This is a genomic window from Exiguobacterium sp. SH0S1 (assembly GCF_004337165.1).
Classification (GTDB): Bacteria; Bacillota; Bacilli; order Exiguobacteriales; family Exiguobacteriaceae; genus Exiguobacterium; species Exiguobacterium aurantiacum_A.
Genome location: NZ_SJVC01000002.1, coordinates 386,733 through 410,399, shown reverse-complemented (window position 1 = coordinate 410,399; position 23,667 = coordinate 386,733). Strand labels below are relative to the sequence as shown.

Here is a 23,667-nt window from a genome sequence, read left to right as displayed (position 1 = left end):
TGAATTCAGCGTAAAGCGTGACGTCACGTCAAGGTCAAGCTTGTTTTTCAAATAAGGAAAAACCGTCGCGTTCGCCGACGTAGCTGAAGCCGAAGCGAAGATAATAGTCGTTCAAAAATCCGTTCGTCGCGACACAGTCGAGCCGGATCCGTTTTGCCCCGGCCATTGCCTGACGCATCAATTGAGTACCGATTTGTTTTCCTTTATGGCGCGAGTCGACGACGAGGCGATGCACGTAGACGGCTGTGTCGGCGTCGTTCCATAAGTTCTCGTCCCACGACGTCGGCGGGATCAGACTGACCGCCCCGATGATGGTGTCGTTCTCTTCATATACGTACACCGTCCCGTTCGTGACGTCATACGTCACAGTATCGGTCCGACTCGGCTTTAAATATTTTTGCCATTGCGTTTTTCCGGCTGCTTTAAACTCCATCGCTTTCGTTAGAATAAGCGTATCGATGGGAGATACATCGGCCACGGTGGCCAAACGAATCATATGAGTCGCCTCGCTTTCAATTGGTTTTCAAATCGTGTAGGGTACACGGTGAGCAAGCTATTTAAAACTTCTTTGTGTCGGCGAATGATTTTTGGTAAGATAAACTTACTGTAATCGTGCAAACGATTGCGCTAGCCGTAAGAAGAAAAAATAGCACTGATATTAGGATAAGTATATAGGATGCGCAGTAAGTTTAGAGACAAGGGAGTCTTATTGAGATATGCAACTTTTACAACGTGACCAACAGACAAAAACTTTAAAACGAAATTGGTGGAAAGAAGCCGTCGCCTATCAAATCTATCCGCGCAGTTTTTACGACGCGAACGGTGACGGGATCGGTGACATTCAAGGCATCATCGACAAACTCGATTATTTGAAAGACCTCGGCGTCGACGTCATCTGGATTTGCCCGATGTACAAGTCGCCGAACGACGACAACGGTTATGACATTAGTGACTATGAGGACATCATGGACGAGTTCGGGACGATGGCAGACTTTGACCGTCTCTTGGAAGAAGTCCATGCGCGCGGCATGAAGCTGCTCTTGGACCTCGTCGTCAACCACACGTCAGACGAGCATCCGTGGTTCATCGAATCGAAGAGCTCGAAAGACAATCCGAAGCGTGACTGGTACATTTGGCGCGACGGGAAGCCCGACGGTTCGAAGCCGAACAACTGGGAGTCGATCTTTGGCGGCTCGGCTTGGGAGTTCGACGAGACGACCGAACAGTATTTCTTGCACGTCTTCTCGAAGAAACAGCCGGACCTCAACTGGGAGAACGCTGAGATGCGCCAGACGATATACAACATGATCAACTGGTGGCTCGACAAAGGCATCGACGGTTTCCGCGTCGACGCCATCAGCCATATCCGTAAACACCCGTCGTTCGGCGATCTTCCGAACCCGGAAGGCCTCGACTTCGTGCCGTCGTTCGAGATGCACATGAACGTCGACGGTATTCACGGCTACCTGGAAGAACTCCGTGACGAGACGTTCAACAAACACGACATCATGACGGTCGGTGAAGCGAACGGCGTCTCGCCTGACGACGCCCACCTTTGGGTCGGTGAGAAGGACGGCAAGATGAACATGGTGTTCCAATTCGAGCATATGGGTCTTTGGCGTGAAGACGCCGAGTCGAAACTCGACGTCGTCCATTTGAAGAACGTCTTGACGAAATGGCAAAAAGGCCTCGAGGCAGACGGCTGGAACGCCTTGTATGTCGAGAACCACGACCAGACACGGACCGTGTCGTCATGGGGCGACGATGAGCGTTACTGGAAAGAGAGCGCCAAGTCGATCGCGATGATGTATTTCCTCATGCAAGGGACACCGTTCATCTATCAAGGCCAAGAGATCGGGATGACGAACGTGAAGTTCGATTCGATCGACCAGTACGACGACATCGCGACACGTAACCGTTACTATATCGGACGTGAGCACGGCAAGAGCCATGAAGAGATGATGGAGATCACGTGGAACTCGTCACGTGACAACACACGGACGCCAATGCAATGGAGCGACGCCGCGAATGCCGGCTTCACGTTCGCCGAGAAACCGTGGTTCGGCATCAACCCGAACTATCCGGACATCAACGTCGACGCGCAGCTCGAGGACGAGGACTCGATCCTCAACTTCTATAAAGAGATGATCCGTCTCCGGAAAGACGACGAGACGTTCGTCTACGGCAAGTACGATATCGTCTTGCCGGAACATCCGGAGATTTACGCCTACACACGGACGCTCGGTGACACGCAATACCTCGTCATGTCGAACTTGACGGGCAAAGAAGCGATCTTCGCGACGGATATCATGCTTCGTTCAGACGACGTCGTCTTGAAGAACATGCCGCTCGACGCGCATGATGAGACGATGCTCCTCCACTTGAAGCCGTTCGAAGGACGCGTCTACAAGTTGAGCTGACTCAAAGACAGGGGAAACCCTGTCTTTTTTGTGGTGTGAGGCGCGCGCGAACCGGGAAAGAAAAAGTTAGCGATTCCGGACCGTTTAGGAGATATGGTACGATGAGACAGCGGAAAGGGGAATCACCATGGCAATTGAACCACGACGGGTCCGTGTCCGGCAGACGACGAAAGTCAGTGAGGTCGATGAACCGATCGAGCTCCATGCCGACGGTCTCTACTATGAATTAAAGACCGGCTTCATCTTGACGTTCGACCAAGAGCGTGAGGACGGCATCGTACCGACGACGTTGAAATATACGACTGGGCGGCTCGCCCTCATCTGTAAAGGACCGATCGAGATGAACCATTCCTTCATTGAAGGACGGCTGACACAAAGCCTATACAAAAATCCATATATGTCGATGACGATGGCGACGACAACGGTGCGGCTCGATGTCCGGGACGGCCGCTGCCGTTTCCATTACGAGTTGGCAATGAACGACGACTTGGCGGGCGACTATGAAGTCGACGTCGCTTGGACGTTTGAAGGAGGAGAAACGACATGAATTTTACAGAACGTGTGAAAAAAATTGAAGAGATGTTGAACGAGGATTGGTTCGAGATGCTCGAGACGAACGAGGAAGAGTATGAGGAATGGCGAGGCCGCCTCGAAGACCATGCCGAACAAGTCATCGGTCATTATGACAATGAGACCGGCGTCGATATGGACGCGGTCGACAAGTTGCTCCAATTGAACGACGAGTTCCCGCTCCTGTACGGAGAAGACACGGTCCGGCTCTATATCGCGTTGATCGAGGCGCGATCGGAAGATAAATCGGTGTACGACCGCTATATCGACTACTTGGCGGCAATCGGTGACGCTGAGCATGAGGAATTCTTGCGGTTCCACACACTCGTCGAAGCCGGTCGCTTAGACGAAGCGAAACAACTCGCACCCGTGATGCCAAAACGATTAGGACTCGAAGACTAAGGCCGCATTGCGGTCTTTTCTATACATATAATTAGGGGGGAAATGCTATGTTACGGCTCGTGAAGACGTCAGTCGAACAGCAAGACCAAGTTCTTGCCCTGTTAAGCGAATGGAAAGAGGACGGAAGCAACATCGTCCCGACGACGATTAATAAAGATACAAGCGATTTTGACGCCTACGTCAAACGACTACTTGACGCAGAAGACCGTGAAAAGATTGAGGACGGTTGGGTGCCGAGCACGACGTATTGGTTGACGGACGGGGACGAGTTGCTCGGGGCGGCGAATATTCGCCATGAGTTAAACGCCCACCTGTTGAACTTCGGGGGACATATCGGCTACGGCATCAAGCCGAGTGCGCGCGGACGCGGTTTGGCGACAGAACAGCTACGTCTCGCGCTCGAGAAAGCGAAGGAACTCGGGATTGAGCGGGCGCTCATCACGTGTGACCGAGAGAACGTCGCCTCTCGCCAAGTCATTTTGAACAACGGGGGTGTCGCCGACACACCGTATACCGAAGAAGATGGAACCGTCGTCGAGCGATTTTGGATTGAACTGAAAGGGTGACATGGGATGGCGAACTGGATTGTCGTGTATTTAGTGCTCATCAATTTCTTTGGGATTTATTTGTTTCCACGCGACCGGGTACCGTCTAAAAAATGGTTCTCATTTTCGAGCGGGATCGCCATCACGTATTTTTTCATGTATTTACTGCCATCGCTCAACAAGCGCCAAGATACGCTTCAAGTCAACTGGCTCGACCTTGCCTTGCCGTCAGAGATTTACGTCGTCAGTCTGCTCGGTTTCACCGTCTTCTACGGGACGATGCGGTTCGTGCGGACACCGTACTTTCAAGACGAGACGATTGACCGGAACGTGTCGTATTGGCTTCAAGTGACGCTTCTGACGGCATACATGTCGTTCTCGGCTTACGTCGTCACGGCGACATCGGTCACGTTTGTGGCACGTAGTTTTTATGCGACCGCGCTCGGTGTCCATTTCCTCGCTGTCGGTCACGACTTGTACCGTCACTACGGGGAACGTTATTTGACGCAAGGCCGTTATTTTTTAAGCGGCGGGATTCTCGTTGGCGGCTTGTTCGCTCGTTTCATCGATCTCGCGACGCACGTCGAGGCGCTCCTGTTCGCGTTCGTCGCCGGGGCGATGATCCTCAATATCGTCAAGTTCGAGCTGCCGGCCGACCGCAACCTCCACTTCCGGACGTTCGTGCTCGCCGTTTTCGGCTACGGCGGCATCTTGTTGTTCTTGAAACATGTGCTCGACTTTTGATTCCAACAAGAAAATGAATGACTGTTCATTCACTTTTTGTTATACTGAACTCAAGATTGAATCCGTTTTCATAAGGGGGAGTTTTGGGGATGTCGACATTTTTAATCGTCAACTGGATTCTATTCTTGCTCGTTCTTGGCTATGGACTGTATTTGTTCGCGACGCTCGTCTATCAGCGTTATACGTTCATCAAGCTTGGGAAGAAGGCAGAATGGAGCCAAACGAATAAGGAACGGCTCGAACAAGTCATGATCAACGTGTTCGGTCAAAAGAAACTACTGAAGGATAAGAAGAGCGGTATCATCCACGTCATGATGTTCTATGGGTTCATCCTCGTCCAGTTCGGGGCCATCGACTTCATCTGGAAAGGGCTCGCCGTCGGGACACGCTTCCCGCATGTGCCGCTCGGACCGGTCTATCCGATCTTCACGTTCATGCAAGAAATCGTCATGCTCATGATTCTCGTCGCGGTCGTTTGGGGATTCTACCGCCGTTACGTCGAGAAACTTGTGCGCTTGAAGCGGAACTTTATGGCCGGCCTCGCCCTCATCTTCATCGGCGGGCTCATGGTATCGGTCTTGTTCGGCAACGGGTTCTATCTCGTCTATAAAGAAGAGCTGCCGATGTGGGGCGAACCGGTCGCGACACTGATCGGTTCAGCGTTCGCTTGGGTACCTGGGGGCGTCGCTTTCGCCTTGTTCGTCGTCTTCTGGTGGCTACACCTCATGTTCTTGCTCAGCTTCATGATTTACATCCCGCAAGGCAAGCACGCCCACTTGATCGCCGGCACGTTAAACGTCTGGCTCGGCCGGACGCACAAAGTCGGCCGTCTCGCGCCGGTCGATTTCTCGGCGATGGAAGACGCGGAAGAGTCGGACGAAGAAGTCGTCTTCGGTGTCAACAAAATCGAGGACTTCAACCAGAAGCAACTCGTCGACTTGTACGCTTGTGTCGAGTGTGGGCGCTGTACGAACGTCTGTCCGGCGACCGGTACCGGCAAGATGCTGTCGCCGATGGATCTCATCGTCAAGCTGCGTGACCATATGAACATGAAAGGGGCGGCCATCACGCGGAAATCACCGTGGGCACCGGCCCTCATGTTCCAAAACACGCAAGGTGCGGAGATCGCGGCCGCGGCCCAAAACGGGCACATGCTCGTCGCCGATGAGTTGATCGGCAACGTCATCACGGAAGAAGAGATTTGGGCGTGCACGACATGCCGAAACTGTGAAGACCAATGTCCGGTCATGAACGAGCACGTCGATAAAATCATCGACCTTCGCCGTTACCTCGTCATGATGGAAGGGAAGATGGACCCTGAGGCGCAACGTACGGTCGCGAACATCGAGCGCCAAGGCAACCCGTGGGGCATGAACCGGAAAGAGCGCGAAAACTGGCGCAAAGACCGGGAAGAGCTCGTCATCCCGACTGCCAAAGAGAAGAAGAAAGCGGGAGAAGAGTTCGAATTTCTCTTCTGGGTCGGGGCGATGGGCTCTTACGACAGCCGTAGCCAAAAAGTCGCCCAAAGCTTCGCGAGTGTCTTAAACAAGGCCGGTGTCTCGTTCGCCATCCTCGGAAACGAGGAGAAGAACTCAGGGGACACGCCGCGCCGAATCGGGAACGAACTATTGTTCCAAGAACTCGCCGAAGCGAACATCAAACTGTTCGAGAAATACGGCGTCACGAAAATCGTCACAGTCGACCCGCACGCGTACAACACGTTCAAAAACGAGTATCCGGACTTCGGGCTGACTGGTGTGAAAGTGTACCATCATACCGAGCTGCTCGCCGAACTGCTCGATACGGGACGGGTCAAGCCGGACTTCGCCGTGAACGAACGCGTCGTCTACCATGACTCGTGCTATCTCGGCCGCTATAACAACGTCTATGACGCACCGCGTTTCGTCCTCGAACGGATTCCAGGTGTCGAGCTCGTCGAGGCGGCACGTAACCGCGAGAACGGCATGTGTTGTGGAGCCGGTGGCGGACTCATGTGGCAAGAAGAGAAAGTCGGGACGCGTGTCAACGTCGCTCGGACCGAGCAGTTGCTCGAGACGAAGCCGACGGTCATCGGTTCGGCATGTCCGTACTGCTTGACGATGCTCTCGGACGGTACGAAAGCGAAAGAAGTCGATGAGACGGTCGGAACGTTCGACGTCGTCGAGCTGCTCGATCGCTCACTGAAGCCGATCGAAGTACCCGAACCAATCTTACAATGAAACAAATCCGGGCTTGGTCAGCGACCAGGCCCGGATTTCGTTTACTTACATTTCGGATTTTGTGAGCAGTGAAGACGTGAGGTGAGACAGTCCTTGCGTCGTCTCGTTGATGGCTGAGATCGTCTCGACCATCTGTCCGAGGTCTTGCTTGTTGCGCTCGAATGAGAGAACGTAGTTGCCCATCTCGTCTTTCACGGTCGAGAAGCCGACTTTGACCGCATTCAACTGACGCATCGCCTCGTCGTTCGTCCGATGCATTTGTCCCATCTGGTCGAGCAGGGCTGCGATGTTCGTCTCGTTCTCGTGGATGAGTACGTTAATCTGGCTGCTGAGCTGTTTGGCGTTCTCGGCGAGCGTCCGGACTTCGGTCGCGACGACGGCGAAGCCTTTGCCGTGCTCACCGGCCCGGGCCGCTTCGATTGAGGCGTTCAACGCGAGCAAGTTCGTTTGGTTGGCGATCTGTTCGATGCTGCGGGTCATGCTGACGATCTCTTGCGAGCCGTCTTTGAGTGCTGTGATGCGCTCGAGCGAGGCGTCGACGTATGTCGCCGATTGCGTGAACTCCGTCTCCATCTGCTCGATCTGTTTGCCGTTCGTTTGCGTCAGTTCCATCAAGTGACGGCTCATCTTCTCCGTCTGTTCGGTTTCAGACAACACTTGGTGGGCCCGGTCGCTCGTCTCGGACATGGCGGCGCCGGTCCGTTCCATCGTCGTCGCGACTTCTGTGCTGACACGACCGATATCGGTCAACAAGTCGGTCCGGGCCGCGTTTGCCGATTCGATTTCACCGAGTCTGGCGTCGACGTACTGCTCGGTCACGATTTGAGCGTCTAAATTCATCGCGTGAGACAACGCGAGCAACGACTCGGTCATCGCCGCCGGGTCGTGTTGATAGTGCTCGACGATTTTCGGGACGAGCAACGTGTTGAAGGCAGAATACGTCGCGAGGAACCAGACGACCGGTACCGAGAAATTATGGTGTGTCTGTCCCATGCGTTTACGCATGGCGAGAAACTTCTCATCGATCCGACCCGTCAACAAGCTGCGGAAGTAGTCGGCGAATACTTTTTTCAAACGCTCGCGCGTCGATGAAGCGTTGGCGATCTTGACCATGTCAGGCTGCAACATCAAATGGTCGAGTACGCTTTCTAACACGTCATCAAGCACGGATTCGACGAGTGGGGCCATCGCTTGAAGTCGTTCGACTTGAGTCGACGTATAGCCCATATAATGCGCGCGTCCGCTCAGGCGTTTGTCTGATGGTTGTGCGATGGTCGTTGCGTCAGGGAAAGCGATTGATGCGGTATAATCAGGTTTTTTCGGTTTACGGAAGAGTGTCATTCAAAAATCTCCTTTTTCATCATATGTAGAATAGAGGTGTCTCCTTTATATCGGCTAAGTTGTGAAAAAAGTAAGGGGTGGATGTGTAATCGCTTTATTCTTAGCGACTAAGCGAACTGGATAATTTTGAGTCATTGTTATTCAGTCGCGAAACCGGGGAAAAGATTCAAAGAAGCATTTGTGTAAGTGTTCGCTAAGAAAGAAGGGGACGCACATGAAAAACGTTATTGTTTTGTTGACCATCGTGAGTGCGCTCAGCAGCCAAATCCTCCCGCAAATTTTGTATTTGTCAGTCATGGCATTAGAAGAAGGCGCCGGGGGTTTAATCCCATTCATGATTTTTTATGTCGCGAGTATGTCGGGTCTATTGTTGTGGGTTTATGTCATCGGTCGTCTCGGGTCGAAACAGACGTTTTTGATTGCTTTATGGGTACTGGTCGGCGGACTGATCTGCTTTTTGTTGCCGTTTGAATGGGCCGTTGAGTTGAGTGCATTTTTAGTCGGCGTCGGCTCAATTGGCGTCGGGTCGATCATGACGACGATTTTGTCCCAACTGAGTGAACTGTCTGTACCAAAAGAACCGACGGAGGACAAAGGGAGTTCATTGCCGCTCGTATTGGCACTCGTTGCGTGGATCGCCGCATTCTCATACACGCTCACCCAATCTTACAACGGGGCCGTCATCTTATTCCTTGTCAGCCTCGTCCTGCCATGGTTATTCGTGAGAAAATTGCCACTCCAAAAAACGGCAACTTGGACATTGACGACGGTAAAGTTTGTGGGCGCCTTCATCGCCGTCACATTATTTACGTTAGTGAGCCGTCTTCTTAGTTTGTTAGAAGGAACGAGAGGCTACATTGAAATATTTTTGTTGATGGTCATTTTACTAGGATATGTGGGCTGGGTTCTGTTCCAAGAACGGACGAGAACATACGTCAGCGCGACTAGGACGCGACAAGTCCAATTGCTTGCGTTCGTCGTCGGCTTGTTCGGGGGATGGACATTGATCGGTGCCGTATTCGTCAGTCTCGCCCTATATTCGTTTCAAGTACTCCTCTTCTATGTATTTGTCCCATTTTTGGCAGGGGTTATCGGTTGGGTATTGATTAGTCGCGTTTTCGAGTTGGCTCGCCGTCCTTATCTCGTCCTGTTCGTCTCATCTCTGGTGTTTTTCTTAGGTTTCATCGAACCGCTCGTGTTCATTCCCGTCCTGTTCGTGAGCGGTTACGTTCAAACGATGTACTCAAGTGCCGGGCACGTCTACTTATATGAATACTATGGAGACAACAAAGAGTTTGCTTCGTTACTGCTTCAACTATGGAAACGATTTGGCATGGTCGTCGCCTATTCCGCTTTGATGGTCGGAATATTAAGCTATGGTCTCTACGTTGGACAGACAGTCAATGCCGAGCTGTCGTTTCAAATTCCTCGCGGCTGGATGATGGGGGTACTCGGTCTGACTTGGTTGTTTAACGTTGGATTGATTACAATCTATTGGCAACGCGTCAATAAAAATCAAGCGTAACCGAAATAATTTCCTCTAGCTTTTTTATATCGGTTTTGTTTATAATGAGGAGTGATGTTTAACTAGTGACGGAAAAGGAGTGTCCTTTAATGAATAAATCGTTGATCGATTTTGTTTACGAAATTCTTCAAAAGACTGGGGAGCAACCAGTTTCATTTGATGAAATCCGCGAGCAGATCAGACAAAACTATACGTTCACAAGTGAAGAGGAAGAGCTCGAGAAAATCGCGCAACTCTACACGGACATGAACATCGACGGACTATTCGTCAACTTGGGAGCTAACCGTTGGGCGCTTCGTGTTTGGTATCCGTTCGATAAGTCAGACGAAGATCTCGTCATCGAGGCACGCCAACGCGGCGAGCTCGACGAGTTTGAGGAAGATCTCGATGAGACGGACGAAGGCATCGTCGACATCGAAGACGACCTTGACGTCTTTGCTAAAGGTGAAGATTTCGATGCATCTGAATTTGATGCGGATGATGAAACTGAAAAAGTACCAGACCTTGACGAGTTCAAGGACGACGACTTAGACGACGACCTCGACCTTGAAGACGAGGACGACTTATAAGAGACCGCAAAAAGCCGGGCATTTGTCCCGGCTAGGCGTGTCTCTTTTTCTTTTTTGGCACACGTAACCAAGAAAAAAATAATAACTTGACGACTGCATCGTCTCTGACGTAAATTAGTCATGGGCTAGTTTAGCACGTACGATGCAGCAAAAGTGTCCCCCATGTCAGTGGGGGCACTTTTGCTTTTTTTGTTTTTCGTTTCCCGATGTGGGCATTCAAGAGAGGAGAATGATGATGACAAAGTATATTTTCGTAACAGGTGGGGTAGTATCTTCACTCGGTAAAGGGATCACAGCCGCTTCACTCGCACGTCTGCTTAAAAACCGAGGTTTGAACGTAACGATTCAAAAGTTTGACCCATATATCAATATCGACCCAGGGACGATGAGCCCATACCAGCACGGTGAGGTGTTCGTCACGGACGACGGCGCCGAGACCGATCTTGACCTCGGACATTACGAGCGTTTCATCGACATCAACTTGTCGCAAAACGCGAACGTGACGTCGGGGCGCATCTACTCGACGGTATTGAAAAAAGAACGTCGCGGTGACTATAACGGGGGGACGGTCCAAGTCATCCCGCATATCACGAACGAGATTAAAGACCGCGTCTTCCGTGCCGGCCGCGAGACGAACGCGGACGTCGTCATCACAGAGATTGGTGGAACAGTCGGGGACATCGAGTCGCTTCCGTTCATTGAGGCCATTCGACAAGTGAAGAACGACATCGGCAAAGAAAACGTCATGTATGTTCACTGTACGCTCGTCCCATACCTTCGCGCAGCTGGCGAGATGAAGACGAAACCGACACAACACAGCGTCAAAGAGCTCCGCAGTTACGGAATCCAGCCGGACATCATCGTGCTCCGTACCGAGTATGATATCCCGGAAGAGATGCGTGAAAAGATCGCCCTCTTCTGCGACACACGCAAAGAAGCGGTCATCGAGGCACAAGACGCGTCGACGTTGTATGAAGTGCCGCTCAACCTTCAAAAACAAGGCATGGACCAGCTCGTCAACGACTACTTCGGCTTCAACACGCCACCGGCTGACATGACGGCTTGGAAAAACCTTGTCCATACGGTCACGCACCTCGAGAAGAAAGTGAAGATCGCGCTCGTCGGAAAATACGTCGAACTCCGCGACGCCTATATCTCGGTCGCCGAATCGCTCAAACATGCCGGTTACGCGTTCAACGCCGACATCGACATCGACTGGGTCAACGCAGAAGAGGTGACGGCTGAAAACGTCGATGCGCTTCTCGGCGACGCCGACGGTATTCTCGTCCCGGGCGGCTTCGGCGAGCGTGGGATTGAAGGGAAGATTGAAGCGACGCGTTATGCGCGTGAGAACAACGTCCCGTTCTTCGGGATCTGTCTCGGGATGCAACTCGCGACGGTTGAGTTTGCCCGTAACGTCTTGAAGTTAGACGGCGCCCACTCGGCGGAGATCGATCCGACGACGAACTACCCGATTATCGACCTTCTTCCTGAGCAAAAAGATATCGAGGACCTCGGCGGTACGCTCCGCCTCGGCCTTTACCCTTGTAAACTTGAGCCGGGCACGAAAGCGCACGCCGCTTACAACCAAGAGCTCGTCTATGAGCGTCATCGCCATCGCTACGAGTTCAACAACGAGTACCGTGAAGCGTTCGAAGCGGAAGGATTCAAGTTCTCGGGGACGAGCCCGGACGGCCGTCTCGTCGAGATCATCGAGATTCCAGAACACAAGTGGTTCGTCGCGTCACAGTTCCACCCAGAATTGATTTCGCGTCCTGAGCGCCCGCAGCGCTTGTTCCACGATTTCATCCAAGCAGCACTCGCAGAGTGAGGGAGAGGTCACGACCGTTTTCGGTCGTGGCCTTTTTTCTAGGGCAAAAGACTGACCGCTTCAACAGCTTAGGATGGATACATGTTCACCTAAATCCGGGTAAACTAAGAGTAGAACGGGGAGAGGGCGATGTCACATGGGGGAACGAAACATGATTTACTGGGGGTATGGGGTCGCATTAGTCGCGTTGAGCATATTGCCGTTCGTCGTCTTGCCGACACTCTTATTGCCGTATCAACTCGGATGGACCGGGGTTGTCCTGTTGGCTCTATCGATCGGTCTGTTGCGGTCGATCCGTGAAGGGTCGAGCGTCTATTTGAAGCAGATGTTGAAAGTGACATTCACGTTGTTTTTATTATTTGTCTTGATCTATTACGTCTCATTCGGTCTCATCTTATACGATACGTATGGGCTCGATCGTCTGCTCGAACGTTATGAGGCTCATGCGGTCTGGGTGTTCGCCGCCTTCAGTTTCCTGCAGCCGATCGCGTTGCCGGTCCCGGAAGCGATCAGCGTCCCGATCGGCAGTGTCGCCCTCGGTCCGTTGCGCGCGGCCATGATCGGCAGTGTCGCGACGACGCTCGGCATCCTCGTCATGTACGGGCTCGCGCGGTTCGGACGGGAGCGGGTCATGCACTTGATTGATGCGGATAAGCTCGCGACGTATGACCGTTATGTCGGCAAGTACGGTCTCGGTGTCTTGCTCGTTTTGTTCATCATCCCGATCTTACCGGACGAAGTCATTTGTTTGGCGGCCGGATTCAGCCGCGTACCGTTCGGACGTTTCGTGATGATCGCAGCCGGAGCGAAGCTCGTCACGTCGTTCGGATTAGCTTATTCGGTCACGCTCGGTGAATTGTTCGTGACCGGTACGAGCCCGTTCGCGGTCGTCTCGGTGACGGCGAGCTTGATCCTCGTCATCTTGGCGCTCGTCTGGCGCAAACGTAGAAAAGGGAATTCGAACTGACGTCTCGAATGAGTGAAGAGCATATACGGAGAGGAAGAGATTATGTATCGAGATGAGAACCTGATCATTCGACCGATCGAGGCGCGCGACTTGGGACGGTTATGGGAATTGATTTACAAAGAAGCGGCGCCCGAATGGAAACGGTGGGACGCACCGTATTTTGAACATCGCGCGCAAAGTTATGATGCGTATCAGGAGGAGGCGGACCGCCACGTCGGACGTGACGACATGTGGGTCGTCGAAGTCGATGGGACGGTATTCGGTACGGTGTCCTACTATTATGAGGACGCCGGGAAGGAATGGCTCGAAGTCGGGATCATCCTTCATCAGTCAGACCGCTGGAATCAAGGTGTCGGGACGAGGGCGCTCAAACTTTGGATCGACCATCTGTTTAACACGCTCTCGACGGTCCGGGTCGGATTGACGACGTGGTCAGGGAACGAGCGCATGGTGCGCGTCGCTGAAAAGATCGGCATGCAGCTCGAAGGTCGGATGCGGCGCGTCCGCGTCGTCCGTGGTGAGCGTTACGATTCGATTCGGATGGGCATGCTTCGGGAAGAATGGGAAGACGAACAAAAGCGCGACGTCTCAAGTTGAGGCGTCGCGCTTTTTAGACGTGAGAAACAATTGGCGGTATTGGAGCGGGGTCATCTGCTTGTACGTCTTGAACGTGGTAATATACGCCGTGCAAGAGGTAAAACAGTATTTTTCGCCGATGGCACAAATCGGCAGATTCGTACCGAGCAGGTCGGCTATCGACGCATCGATCCGTCGCCTGCGAATCCGTTCTGGCACACTTTCCCCGACTTCTTGTTTGAACAGGGCCGACAGATAGTTGTTCGACATACCGATTCGTTGGGCGATCCAAGGGAGCGATAACGCCGGTTCTTGCAGATGGTCCTCGATCAAGTGGATGATCGTCGTCACGTTCGGATTGGTCGATACGGGTGGAGACAAGAAAGCCATCATCTTCGTCAAGGAATCGACGATGACCGGGACGGCATAGATGAAGTCGAGCGTCGTCGTCAGTTCGTCGATCAAGATGAGGAGCGCACTCGTATAAGTGAGCGCGGTCTGGACGTTCGGGTTGTCGACCGGGATCATGCGGATGACGTGATAGACGAGTCCGCGATAGTAGAAGCGGACACTCCTATATTCATCCGTGACCGGAAGTTTCAAAAGGTCGAACGTCAACGTTTCAAGCAATTGCTCGGCCCGGACCGGATGGGCGCTCCGGAGCGCACTCACAATCTGTTGGTCGAGCGCATAAAAGTTATCGAGCAGCTGAAAGTCAGCAAATAAGTTTTTGTCGCGCTGCAAGTGGTTCATAAATTGGCGTTCGATTTTGTTTTCCACCGGTCAAGTCACTTCTTTCATCGTACCATCGGGAATCGTTCATTTGTCTCGTTGAGCGTTTCGCATCGTCGCCTGCTTCAGCTCGGCGATTTCTTTGGCGAGTGCTTCTTCTCGGGAACGTGTGGATGATTCGAGGTGGTGTTCGAGTTCTTTGCTTTTGTTGCGATACGTTTCAGCCGCTTGTTTTGTGCGCTGGTGATGTTGATTAAGCTGTTTGTTGTGTACATCGAGATCAAACGGCTTTTTTGTCATATATATGCCCCTTTCAAAACAAGGTCAAACAGACAGACGGAACGAATGATTGGTCTCGAGCCGCGGTCTCAATGAGGAAACGCTTCCTGTCCTTAGCTTACGAATGGGGCGAATGCTTGGAAAGTTAGGTCAACACGAAAGGAGTGGTGAAAAAGATGATAAATGTGACGGAATTGTGTCTGAAGAGACTTATTTGTGTCACATTCCGGTCTCGTCTCCGAACGCAATAAAAAATCCGCAGACTTATGTCTGCGGACAGCTTGCTTATTTGACTGCTTCGTCTTTGATTGGGAACCAGCCGGCACGTGTCGTGATGGCGTTCCAAAGTGGGGCCGGGACAGCGAGTTCGGCTTGCTTGTTCAAGTCAAGCGCCGTTTCGATTTCATCTTCACGATCCGTTTGCACTTTTTCAAGCCAGTCAGGGTCGATGATGAGTTCGCGGCCGAGCGCGGCCAGGTCGATGACGTTCAAAGCGTCTTCGACTTGACCAGGGCGCTGAAGTTGTCCGACTCCGATGAGCGGGACGGCACCGTTGATGCGTTTCGCGATCCGGTCGATCGAGCGCTCCATCACGTTCTCGTTGCGCATCGAACCGATATTGAAGTTCCAAAGCGAGGCGTGGAGGTAGTCGAGTCCTTCCTCGAGCAACATGTCGATCAATACGTCCGTGTCGTCGAGCGTGATACCTGGCTCTTCGACTTCTTCTGGTGAGAAGCGATAGCCGATCAAGAAATCGTCAGCGTCTTTCGCCGCGGCTTTCACAGAACGGATGACTTCACGCGGGAACGTGAGACGCGCCTGTACGTCGCCTCCGAAGCGGTCGTCTCGGCGGTTTGAGTGCGGTGAGAAGAACTGCTGGATCAAGTACGTGTTCGCTCCGTGAATCTCGACGCCGTCAAATCCGGCTTCGATGGCACGGCGTGTCGCTTCACCGAATGCTTCGATGATTGCCTCGACTTCTTCTGTCTCGAGGGCACGCGGTGTGGCGGCACCTTCACGGACGGGTGCGACCGCACTTGCGCTCACGGGTTGTTCGTTCGGGACGAGCTCTGGAGGAGACATGCGCCCAGCGTGGAAGATTTGCAGAATGGCTTTGGCACCTTCCGCCTTCAAACTTTCAGCGAGTTGACGGAGACCGGTGATGAAGTGATCGTCGCTCGCGCCAAACGCGTTCGGGAATCCTTTACCGTCTTCTGTCACATAGGCACACGCCGTGATGGCGAGACCGACATTTTTCGCTCGCTTCCGATAGTAGGCGAGTTCGTGCTCCGAAACCTCACCTGTCGGCTCGGACGAATAATGGGTCATCGGCGCAAGGACGAGCCGGTTATGAAGCTCGACGCCGTTTTTAAATTGAAAAGATTGTAACATGCGTTTCATGAAAACTCCTCCTTCGTAGTGATACTTTGAAGTCTAGTCTTCTGAATTTCAAATTGCGAGCGTGACGCTTTCGGTCGGGCAGGTTGCGTGTCTAGTGAGCCGGTCGATGGTTGAAGAATGGAGAATAGGGTATAATACAGGAGAAAAGTTGATAACCGGTTGGAGATTACAGAGAGACCACGACATAGAGGGCGAAGCCTTGTTTTGTTGTGGTCTCTTTGTTTATACGAACCGGATTCATTATAGGAGGGAATAAGATGGAAATCAGAAACTTCTCAGCAAAAGAACGTGCCAAGCGATACGAACAATTGACGAGTGAGCGTCATGACATCCTCGTCGTCGGTGGGGGCATCACCGGTGCCGGGATTGCCCTCGACGCCGCTTCAAGGGGAATGAAGACGGCGGTTCTTGAAATGCAAGACTTCGCGGCTGGAACATCGAGCCGCTCGACGAAACTTGTCCATGGTGGCTTGCGCTATTTGAAACAGTTCGAAGTCGCACTCGTCGCCGAGGTCGGGAAAGAACGCGCCATCGTCTATGAGAACGGACCGCACGTCACGACGCCAGAGCGCATGCTTCTACCGATGCACAAAGGCGGCACGTTCGGACCGCTCTCGACAGCGCTCGGGCTGATGGTGTATGACTTGTTGGCCGGCGTCAAACGAGCGGAGCGCCGTTTGATGTTGACGCCGGAAGAGGTGATCGAGAAGTCACCGCTCGTCAAAAAAGACGGGCTCGTCGGTGGCGGTTATTACGTCGAGTATCGGACGGACGATGCGCGCATGACGATCGAAGTCGCGAAAGAAGCGGCGAACCATGGCGCACTCCTCTTAAACTACTCGAAAGTGACCGGTCTCATTTACGAGCAAGGCAAAGTCGTCGGCGTGAACGTCGAAGATCAAATCGACGGGAAGACGTATGAAATTTATGCGAAAAAAGTCATCAACGCGACCGGCCCATGGGTCGACGTGCTCCGTGAGCAGGACGGCTCGAATAAAGGCAAGATGCTTCGTCTGACGAAAGGTATTCATCTCGTCATCGATCAATCGAAGTTCCCGCTCAAACAAGCGACTTACTTCGATACACCAGATGGCCGAATGGTGTTCGCCATCCCGCGTGACGGCAAAGCGTACGTCGGGACGACCGACACGTTCTTCGATAAGGATAAGGCGCATCCGCGCATGACGACAGAAGACCGCGACTATATCTTGGGCGCGATCCACTATATGTTCCCGGATGTGTCGTTGACGGAAGATGACGTCGAGTCAAGCTGGGCCGGCATCCGTCCGCTCATCTATGAGGAAGGCAAAGACCCGTCCGAGATCTCACGGAAAGATGAGATTTGGCAATCGGAAAGCGGCCTGATCACAATCGCCGGTGGTAAGTTGACAGGCTACCGGAAGATGTCTGAGACGGTCGTCGATCTCGTCGCGAAGCTACTCAAACAAGAAGAGGGCATCGTCTTCCTCGCTTCACGGACGAAACATATGCCGATGTCGGGTGGACATGTGGGCGGTTCGAACGGCTTTGACGACTTCTTGACGAAGAAGAAAGACGAGCTGAAAAACCTTGGTTTCGATGACGTGAAAGCGGAGCAGTTAGTCCGTCTCTACGGATCGAACATCGATCGCGTCGTCGAGCGGATGGATACGAACGCTTATGACCTGCCCGAGATCGTCTACGCGCAGTTGATGTACGGCATCGAAGAAGAGTCGGTCGTCCGTGCCATCGACTTCCTCGTCCGTCGGACAGGGGCGATGTTCTTCGACATCGACTTCGTCAGAGACTATAAAGACGGTGTCTTGCGCTGTATGGCCGATGTCTTCAAATGGTCGGATGCACGTCTCGCCGAGGAGCGGGAAGAAGTCGAGAAAGAGATCGACCTCGCCGTCGTCCCGGTCACGATCGACTAAACGTAAACCAAAAGGAACTTCGCTCAAGCGAGCGAAGTTCCTTTTCATATGCCTAATTCTTCATAGTACGCTGTGATCCGATCATCGATTGCGAAGACCATCTCCTCGTCGCCCGAAAAATAGAAGGCAATATACGTTCCGTCCTCGCGATACACTTCCGCTTCGACGATGAGCGTTGTCGGCTGTCCGTCATACGTGACTTCAAGTTCACCGAGCGGATGCACGGTCGCCTCGTCTAAATCTGGATTGGAGACGAGTAGATGCATGCGCTCGACGTCTTCTGCTGAAATCGGTTCGTCGAAAACCTCGGAGATGAGTTTGAACGTCTCGGGCACGTCTTCTAATTCCGCATCTATTGAAGTAGCGAGCGGTATATCGTCTTCATAAACATCTTCATACGCGTCGGCGGACGGCTCTTCTCCGAACGTCCCAGCCGTGATGGCGACACCTCCGGCAAGCGTCACTAAAAAAAGTAAAAATCCGAATAAATGCTTCATGTCGTGTCTCCCATCATGTCTTGTACGTCGAGTATAACAAGAAGCGTTGCGTTTAGGAATCGTTCATATATGGTATTGGAAGATAGCGATCAATAGAAGTGAGGGATGCACATGCAACGGAACCGAGTACTCATCGTCACAGTCTGTCTCGCGGTCTTTGCCGGATGGTTGGTCATCGATTTGGACCGTCTGTTCGCGGATACATATTATGTGAAAATCCCGAAGGTGGAGACGGCGGAGCGAGATGGGACGGACTATGTGTATACGACAATCGGCTATGATGAGGAACGAAAAAAGCGTTCGCTCACATTCACGTCTGACTCACGGCTCGCAGAAGGTGATTTTTTGCAATTGTACGTGAAGGATGAAGGGACGGTGACGTCGTATGAAATCGCCGACGAACGAGACGTTCCCTTTGAATTGAAAATGGAGCAAGCGGGGGAGGCGGGGACGTGAGCCTCGTTTCCTTCTTTTAGAAAATGACGCGTCGCCAAACGAAAACGATTTTGGTATGGTTATATTATCGCACAAAGTTATAGAAGCTACGGAAAGAAGGTAACTAGATGTCACGCATGCTAATCGCAGACGACCAAGATGGAATTCGCTTGATGCTCGCCCAAGTGTTTAAAAATCTGGGTATCGAGGTCGACACGGCCCAGGACGGCTTGAGCGCTTGGGAACAGCTAGAACAAAGTACTTACGATTTGGTGCTGCTCGATATGAACATGCCGCGCATGTTCGGGCATGAAGTGTTACGGAACATGCGGAACAACGACATCGACACACCGGTCATGATCATGACCGCATTTGGGGAAAAATCGACAATCGAAGAAGTGCGCCGCCTTGGGATCACGGCTCAGTTCGAGAAGCCGTTCGATATTTACGGCATGATCGAGAAAGTGAAAGAAGTGCTCGGCATTCAGTGAATCGTCACGAAGATGACATATGTAAACGCTTGCGCGGGGCCATTTCTATATGCGAATAGCATAGGCACAAGTTTTGACGTGTGTTATAATGGGAACGAATTGCACAGGGTCACTTTTCCCACAGTGCACAACAGCGAACAGAGGAGGACATCATTATGCCATTAGTATCAATGACAGAAATGCTTAACAAAGCATTCGAAGGCAAGTATGCAGTCGGCCAATTCAACATCAACAACCTCGAGTGGACGCAAGCGATTCTTCGCGCTGCGGAAGACGAGAAATCACCAGTTATCCTCGGTGTATCAGAAGGTGCAGCAAAATACATGGGGGGCTTCACAACAGTTGTTAAAATGACTGAAGGTCTCATGCACGACTACAACATCACTGTTCCAGTTGCAATCCACCTCGACCACGGTTCTTCATTCGACAAGTGTAAAGCAGCGATCGACGCTGGTTTCACGTCTGTTATGATCGACGGTTCACACCACCCGATCGAAGAAAACATCGAAATGACGAAACAAGTCGTTGAATACGCACACGCTAAAGGCGCTTCAGTTGAAGCGGAAGTTGGCACAGTCGGCGGCGAAGAAGACGGCGTCGTTGGCGGCGTACAATACGCTGACCTCGACGAGTGTGTCCGTGTTGTTAAAGAAGCGAAAGTTGACGCTCTTGCAGCGGCACTCGGTTCTGTACACGGAGAATACGCAGGCGAGCCAAACCTCGGCTTCAAAGAGATGGAAGAAATCGCAGCAGCGACGAAAACGCCACTCGTTCTTCACGGCGGTTCAGGAATCCCTGAGCACCAAATCAAAAAAGCAATCGAGCTCGGTCACAGCAAAATCAACGTCAACACAGAGTGCCAACAAGAATGGACTCGTGCGGTACGTGAGAAGCTTAACACTGACTCGAAAGTATATGACCCACGTAAAGTCATCGGACCTGGTATCGAAGCGATCTACAACGTCGTTTCTGGTAAAATGCGTGAGTTTGGTTCAAGCAACCAAGCGTAATCTTGTCACATCAGTCGGTTCTCCTCGTGAGAACTGGCTTTTTTGTTGAAAAAAATTATAGGAAGTCATGGGCCGTCGGGACGCTCGCCGGGATGATCTTGCTTGCCGCTTCGATGCTCGGCATCGCCGCGCTGACGTAAAGGGTATAGCAATTCCGTGTCGATTTCCTCATAATAAGAGAGTAAGCGATTACAATCCGATTCGAGGAGGACATGTACATGCGTTTTTTCATTGACACGGCAAATGTGGAAGACATCAAGAAAGCCCACCAAATGGGCGTCATCGGGGGCGTGACGACGAATCCGTCGCTCGTCGCGAAAGAAGGCGTCGATTTCCATACGCGGCTCCGTGAGATTTGTGAGGTCGTCGGGGACCTTTCAGTCAGTGCGGAAGTTATTGCACTCGACGCAGAGGGTATGGTCAAAGAAGGAAAGGAACTCGCGGCGATCGCGCCGAATATTACAGTTAAGGTACCAATGACAGCAGCCGGTATGATTGCTGTCAATGAGCTTTCGAAGCTCGGCATTAAGACGAACGTGACGCTCATCTTTAACGCCAACCAAGCGCTCTTAGCAGCTCGGGCGGGTGCGTCATACGTCTCGCCGTTCATCGGTCGCCTTGATGATATCGGCCACGACGGTCTCGACCTCGTCGAGACGATTGCGAATATCTTTGCCATCCATGGCATCGATACGGAAATCATCGCCGCGTCCGTTCGCCATCCGGTCCACGTGACGAAAGCAGCTCTACTTGGTGCTAATATCGCCACGGTACCGTACAAAGTCATCGAACAGATGATGAATCATCCGCTCACTGACAAAGGGATTGAGCAGTTCTTAGCGGATTGGAATAACGCTCAATCCAAATAAGTTCGTCGTAGAAAGGTTTGATCATCGTGGAAATTCTCCATATCGTTGGACAGCAGAAACTTGAAGGAACAGTTGACATTAGTGGCGCCAAACAGAGTGCCTTGCCTTGTCTCGTCGCAGCACTTCTTACCGAAGAACCGGTGACAATCGAGAACGTCCCCGTCATCGAAGATGTCGAAGTGATGCTCAGCCTATTACAAGAACTCGGGGTGACAATCGAGCGGGACGGGGAGCGGATGACGCTTCATGCAAAAGATGCCGTCGCCATGCCGCTGCTCGGCTCAGAAACTCGGAAAGTCCGGGCCGCTGTCTACTTACTTGGTGTGTTCGCAGCTCGTTTTGGGAAAGGGGCCGTTGGATTACCAGGGGGATATGCGATTGGTCCACGACCGATCGATTTACATTTAAAAGCGCTAGAACGTCTCGGCATCAAAGTCGAGAACGAGTCGGGTCTCTATCACGTCAACGCCGACAAGTTGGCCGGCAATCGGATCTACCTCGACCTTCGCTCATTCGGGGCGACGGTGAGCGCGATGCTCGCCGCGGTCCTTGCCGAAGGGACGACCGTCATTGAAAATGCCGCGACTGATCCGGAAGTCGTCGACGTCGCGACGATGCTGACATCGATGGGTGCATACGTCATCGGTGCCGGGACCGATGAGATTCGAATTAAAGGGGTCGAACGCTTGCACGGCTGTACACATACGCTGATCCCAGACCGCCTTGAAGCCGGAACGTTTATGATTTACGGTGCGGTTGCAGGGGAAGTGACGGTTCGAAACGTTATTCCGACCCATTTAGAAGGGGTCATCCAAAAATTAGTTGATTACGGTGCTGAAGTCGAGGTCGGGGAAGAAGCGATCACGGTTCGGGCGAAAGCTTTTGAGCCGATTGATATTCGCGTCTTCCACTACTCGGGTTATCCGACCGATTTGCAACCGATCATGTCAGCCGCTTTGTTGAAAGCGAACGGGACGAGCGTCGTGACGGATAAGCTATACGTCCAACGTTTCCGTCATATCGCCGAAATGCGGCGGATGAACGCGCAAATCACGCTTGAAGATTCGTCGGCCGTCATTCGTGGCGGGACGACGCTTGCGAACGCTGAGATGGAGTCTGCCGATGCGCGGAGCGCCGCGGCACTCGTCTTGGCCGGTTTGCAGGCAACGGGAGAGTCGACGGTTCTCTATGCGGAACGTCTGAACGACTCGTACGTCGACTTCGTCGGCAAACTAAAACAACTCGGCGCCCTCGTCTGGGTCGATGAGATGTCCGAGTAACAAAGGGGAGAATTCGGGTGGAACGTAGTTTATCAATGGAATTGGTCCGGGTCACAGAAGCGGCAGCGCTGTCTTCGGCCCGCTGGATGGGGAAAGGCTTGAAAGAACAAGCGGACGACGCAGCCACAACAGCGATGCGCGAAGTGTTCGATACGATTCCGATGAAAGGGATCGTCGTCATCGGGGAAGGTGAGATGGACGAGGCACCGATGCTCTACATCGGCGAGAAAGTCGGGAACGGTTACGGCTCACGCCTCGACGTTGCCGTCGATCCGCTCGAAGGGACGAGCATCGTCGCGACGGGAACATGGGGCGCACTCGCGGTGCTCGCGGTCGCGGACGCAGGTGATCTCCTTCACGCGCCAGACATGTATATGGATAAGATTGCGGTCGGTCCAGAAGCGGCGGGACTGATCAGCCTCGACAACTCGATCGAAGAAAACATCGCGATCGTCGCCAAGGCGAAGGGCAAGAACGTCGAAGACGTCGTCGTCACGATTTTGCACCGTGACCGTCATGAAGAGATGATTCAACGAGTCCGGGCAACGGGAGCTCGTATCAAGTTGATTCCGGACGGCGATGTCGCGGCGGCCATCAACACGGCGTTCCCGAAAACCGGTGTCGATCTCTTGCTAGGCTCGGGCGGGGCGCCGGAAGGCGTCATCGCAGCCGTCGCCATGAAGTGCCTCGGTGGTGACTTCCAGGGACGGTTGTTGCCGGAAGACGCGGCCCAGGAAAAACGATGCCAAGATATGGGCATCGCTGACACGGGACGCATCCTGCTTCTTGACGATCTCGTCAAAGGCGAGGATTGTATCTTCGCGGCGACGGGTGTGACAGACGGTGAACTGCTCCGTGGTGTCCAATTCACGGGTCAGGGCGGTCAGACACACTCGGTCGTCATGCGCGCCAAATCGGGTACGGTCCGTTTCGTCGAAGGGATTCATTCATTGAAGAAAAAACCGAAAATGGTCATGAAACCTTAATTCTCTCGAGCTGCAGATTCTCTCTGCAGCTTTTTTGATGCGTTCTTTCATATTTAAAATATGAA

At 52.6% G+C, this 23,667-nt stretch carries 24 protein-coding genes; 18 read left to right on the top strand and 6 right to left on the bottom strand.

Translation table 11 applies throughout. From position 1 onward, the window contains the following. Nucleotides 1–34: 34 nt before the first annotated feature. Entirely contained in the window at nt 35–496 is a 462-nt protein-coding gene (locus tag EVJ20_RS08785; protein WP_236633456.1) for a GNAT family N-acetyltransferase, read from the bottom strand. Between the two features lie 220 nt (nt 497–716). Between EVJ20_RS08785 and EVJ20_RS08780 the strand changes: the two genes are divergently transcribed. From EVJ20_RS08780 to EVJ20_RS08755, 6 genes are all read left to right on the top strand, one after another. After that, complete coding sequence (locus tag EVJ20_RS08780) at nt 717–2,420, top strand: glycoside hydrolase family 13 protein (protein WP_131490248.1); 1,704 nt, start codon at nt 717–719, stop codon at nt 2,418–2,420. A gap of 127 nt (nt 2,421–2,547) precedes the next feature. Continuing rightward, nucleotides 2,548–2,967 carry a DUF1934 domain-containing protein gene (locus EVJ20_RS08775; RefSeq protein ID WP_070328227.1) on the top strand — a complete coding sequence of 140 codons (420 nt, stop codon included), beginning with the start codon at nt 2,548–2,550 and terminating at the stop codon, nt 2,965–2,967. Continuing rightward, nucleotides 2,964–3,392, top strand: coding sequence for a hypothetical protein (locus EVJ20_RS08770; protein ID WP_131464628.1), 429 nt, complete (start codon nt 2,964–2,966; stop codon nt 3,390–3,392). The genes EVJ20_RS08775 and EVJ20_RS08770 overlap by 4 nt, the downstream gene beginning before the upstream one ends. A gap of 47 nt (nt 3,393–3,439) precedes the next feature. Next, nucleotides 3,440–3,958 carry a GNAT family N-acetyltransferase gene (locus tag EVJ20_RS08765; protein ID WP_070328225.1) on the top strand — a complete coding sequence of 173 codons (519 nt, stop codon included), beginning with the start codon at nt 3,440–3,442 and terminating at the stop codon, nt 3,956–3,958. 6 nt (nt 3,959–3,964) lie between these two features. Beyond that, nucleotides 3,965–4,681: a hypothetical protein gene (locus EVJ20_RS08760; protein WP_131464626.1), complete on the top strand. Its 717-nt coding sequence runs from the start codon at nt 3,965–3,967 to the stop codon at nt 4,679–4,681. Nucleotides 4,682–4,770: 89 nt separating this feature from the next. Then, nucleotides 4,771–6,900, top strand: coding sequence for a (Fe-S)-binding protein (locus EVJ20_RS08755; RefSeq protein ID WP_131507922.1), 2,130 nt, complete (start codon nt 4,771–4,773; stop codon nt 6,898–6,900). A gap of 45 nt (nt 6,901–6,945) precedes the next feature. Here EVJ20_RS08755 and EVJ20_RS08750 read toward each other — a convergent pair whose 3' ends face one another. Continuing rightward, nucleotides 6,946–8,241, bottom strand: coding sequence for a protoglobin domain-containing protein (locus EVJ20_RS08750; protein WP_070328221.1), 1,296 nt, complete (start codon nt 8,239–8,241; stop codon nt 6,946–6,948). Nucleotides 8,242–8,455: 214 nt separating this feature from the next. On the opposite strand from EVJ20_RS08750, the gene EVJ20_RS08745 reads away from it, so the two are divergent. The 5 genes from EVJ20_RS08745 to EVJ20_RS08725 all read left to right on the top strand — a co-directional run bounded on the left by EVJ20_RS08745 (nt 8,456) and on the right by EVJ20_RS08725 (nt 13,730). Continuing rightward, on the top strand, nt 8,456–9,766 hold the full coding sequence (locus tag EVJ20_RS08745) for a hypothetical protein (RefSeq protein ID WP_131490245.1): 1,311 nt from the start codon (nt 8,456–8,458) through the stop codon (nt 9,764–9,766). 89 nt (nt 9,767–9,855) lie between these two features. Next, nucleotides 9,856–10,335, top strand: coding sequence for a DNA-directed RNA polymerase subunit delta (rpoE, locus tag EVJ20_RS08740; RefSeq protein ID WP_070328219.1), 480 nt, complete (start codon nt 9,856–9,858; stop codon nt 10,333–10,335). A gap of 235 nt (nt 10,336–10,570) precedes the next feature. Continuing rightward, entirely contained in the window at nt 10,571–12,166 is a 1,596-nt protein-coding gene (locus tag EVJ20_RS08735) for a CTP synthase (RefSeq protein WP_070328303.1), read from the top strand. A gap of 151 nt (nt 12,167–12,317) precedes the next feature. Next, nucleotides 12,318–13,133: a TVP38/TMEM64 family protein gene (locus EVJ20_RS08730; RefSeq protein ID WP_236633442.1), complete on the top strand. Its 816-nt coding sequence runs from the start codon at nt 12,318–12,320 to the stop codon at nt 13,131–13,133. A gap of 42 nt (nt 13,134–13,175) precedes the next feature. Next, nucleotides 13,176–13,730, top strand: coding sequence for a GNAT family N-acetyltransferase (locus EVJ20_RS08725; protein WP_131464618.1), 555 nt, complete (start codon nt 13,176–13,178; stop codon nt 13,728–13,730). On the opposite strand, the gene EVJ20_RS08720 is transcribed toward EVJ20_RS08725, so the two are convergent. From EVJ20_RS08720 to EVJ20_RS08710, 3 genes are all read right to left on the bottom strand, one after another. Further along, nucleotides 13,722–14,489: a helix-turn-helix transcriptional regulator gene (locus tag EVJ20_RS08720; protein ID WP_070328216.1), complete on the bottom strand. Its 768-nt coding sequence runs from the start codon at nt 14,487–14,489 to the stop codon at nt 13,722–13,724. The two genes, EVJ20_RS08725 and EVJ20_RS08720, sit on opposite strands and share 9 nt — an antisense overlap. A gap of 39 nt (nt 14,490–14,528) precedes the next feature. Further along, entirely contained in the window at nt 14,529–14,741 is a 213-nt protein-coding gene (locus EVJ20_RS08715; RefSeq protein WP_070328215.1) for a hypothetical protein, read from the bottom strand. Between the two features lie 264 nt (nt 14,742–15,005). Continuing rightward, nucleotides 15,006–16,121: an NADH-dependent flavin oxidoreductase gene (locus EVJ20_RS08710; RefSeq protein WP_070328214.1), complete on the bottom strand. Its 1,116-nt coding sequence runs from the start codon at nt 16,119–16,121 to the stop codon at nt 15,006–15,008. 257 nt (nt 16,122–16,378) lie between these two features. On the opposite strand from EVJ20_RS08710, the gene EVJ20_RS08705 reads away from it, so the two are divergent. After that, nucleotides 16,379–18,034 (top strand): glycerol-3-phosphate dehydrogenase/oxidase, encoded by a 1,656-nt coding sequence (locus EVJ20_RS08705; RefSeq protein ID WP_070328213.1) that lies wholly within the window; start codon nt 16,379–16,381, stop codon nt 18,032–18,034. Nucleotides 18,035–18,078: 44 nt separating this feature from the next. Here the strand turns inward: EVJ20_RS08705 and EVJ20_RS08700 are convergent, their stop codons facing one another. Further along, the gene (locus EVJ20_RS08700) at nt 18,079–18,531 is read right to left on the bottom strand and encodes a hypothetical protein (protein ID WP_131507920.1); all 453 of its coding nucleotides are present in this window, start codon (nt 18,529–18,531) and stop codon (nt 18,079–18,081) included. A gap of 111 nt (nt 18,532–18,642) precedes the next feature. Here EVJ20_RS08700 and EVJ20_RS08695 point away from each other — a divergent pair, with 111 nt between their 5' ends. The 6 genes from EVJ20_RS08695 (at nt 18,643) to glpX (ending at nt 23,602) form a co-directional block, all read left to right on the top strand. After that, on the top strand, nt 18,643–18,987 hold the full coding sequence (locus EVJ20_RS08695) for a YxeA family protein (RefSeq protein ID WP_161567013.1): 345 nt from the start codon (nt 18,643–18,645) through the stop codon (nt 18,985–18,987). Nucleotides 18,988–19,094: 107 nt separating this feature from the next. Then, complete coding sequence (locus tag EVJ20_RS08690; RefSeq protein ID WP_070328210.1) at nt 19,095–19,457, top strand: response regulator; 363 nt, start codon at nt 19,095–19,097, stop codon at nt 19,455–19,457. Nucleotides 19,458–19,612: 155 nt separating this feature from the next. Beyond that, nucleotides 19,613–20,467: a class II fructose-1,6-bisphosphate aldolase gene (gene fba / locus EVJ20_RS08685; protein WP_131464610.1), complete on the top strand. Its 855-nt coding sequence runs from the start codon at nt 19,613–19,615 to the stop codon at nt 20,465–20,467. 218 nt (nt 20,468–20,685) lie between these two features. Next, nucleotides 20,686–21,336, top strand: coding sequence for a fructose-6-phosphate aldolase (gene fsa / locus EVJ20_RS08680; protein WP_070328208.1), 651 nt, complete (start codon nt 20,686–20,688; stop codon nt 21,334–21,336). A 26-nt stretch (nt 21,337–21,362) separates the two neighbouring features. Further along, on the top strand, nt 21,363–22,616 hold the full coding sequence (gene murA / locus EVJ20_RS08675) for a UDP-N-acetylglucosamine 1-carboxyvinyltransferase (protein ID WP_070328207.1): 1,254 nt from the start codon (nt 21,363–21,365) through the stop codon (nt 22,614–22,616). Between the two features lie 17 nt (nt 22,617–22,633). Further along, complete coding sequence (gene glpX / locus EVJ20_RS08670) at nt 22,634–23,602, top strand: class II fructose-bisphosphatase (protein WP_070328206.1); 969 nt, start codon at nt 22,634–22,636, stop codon at nt 23,600–23,602. The last annotated feature ends 65 nt before the right edge of the window (nt 23,603–23,667 follow it).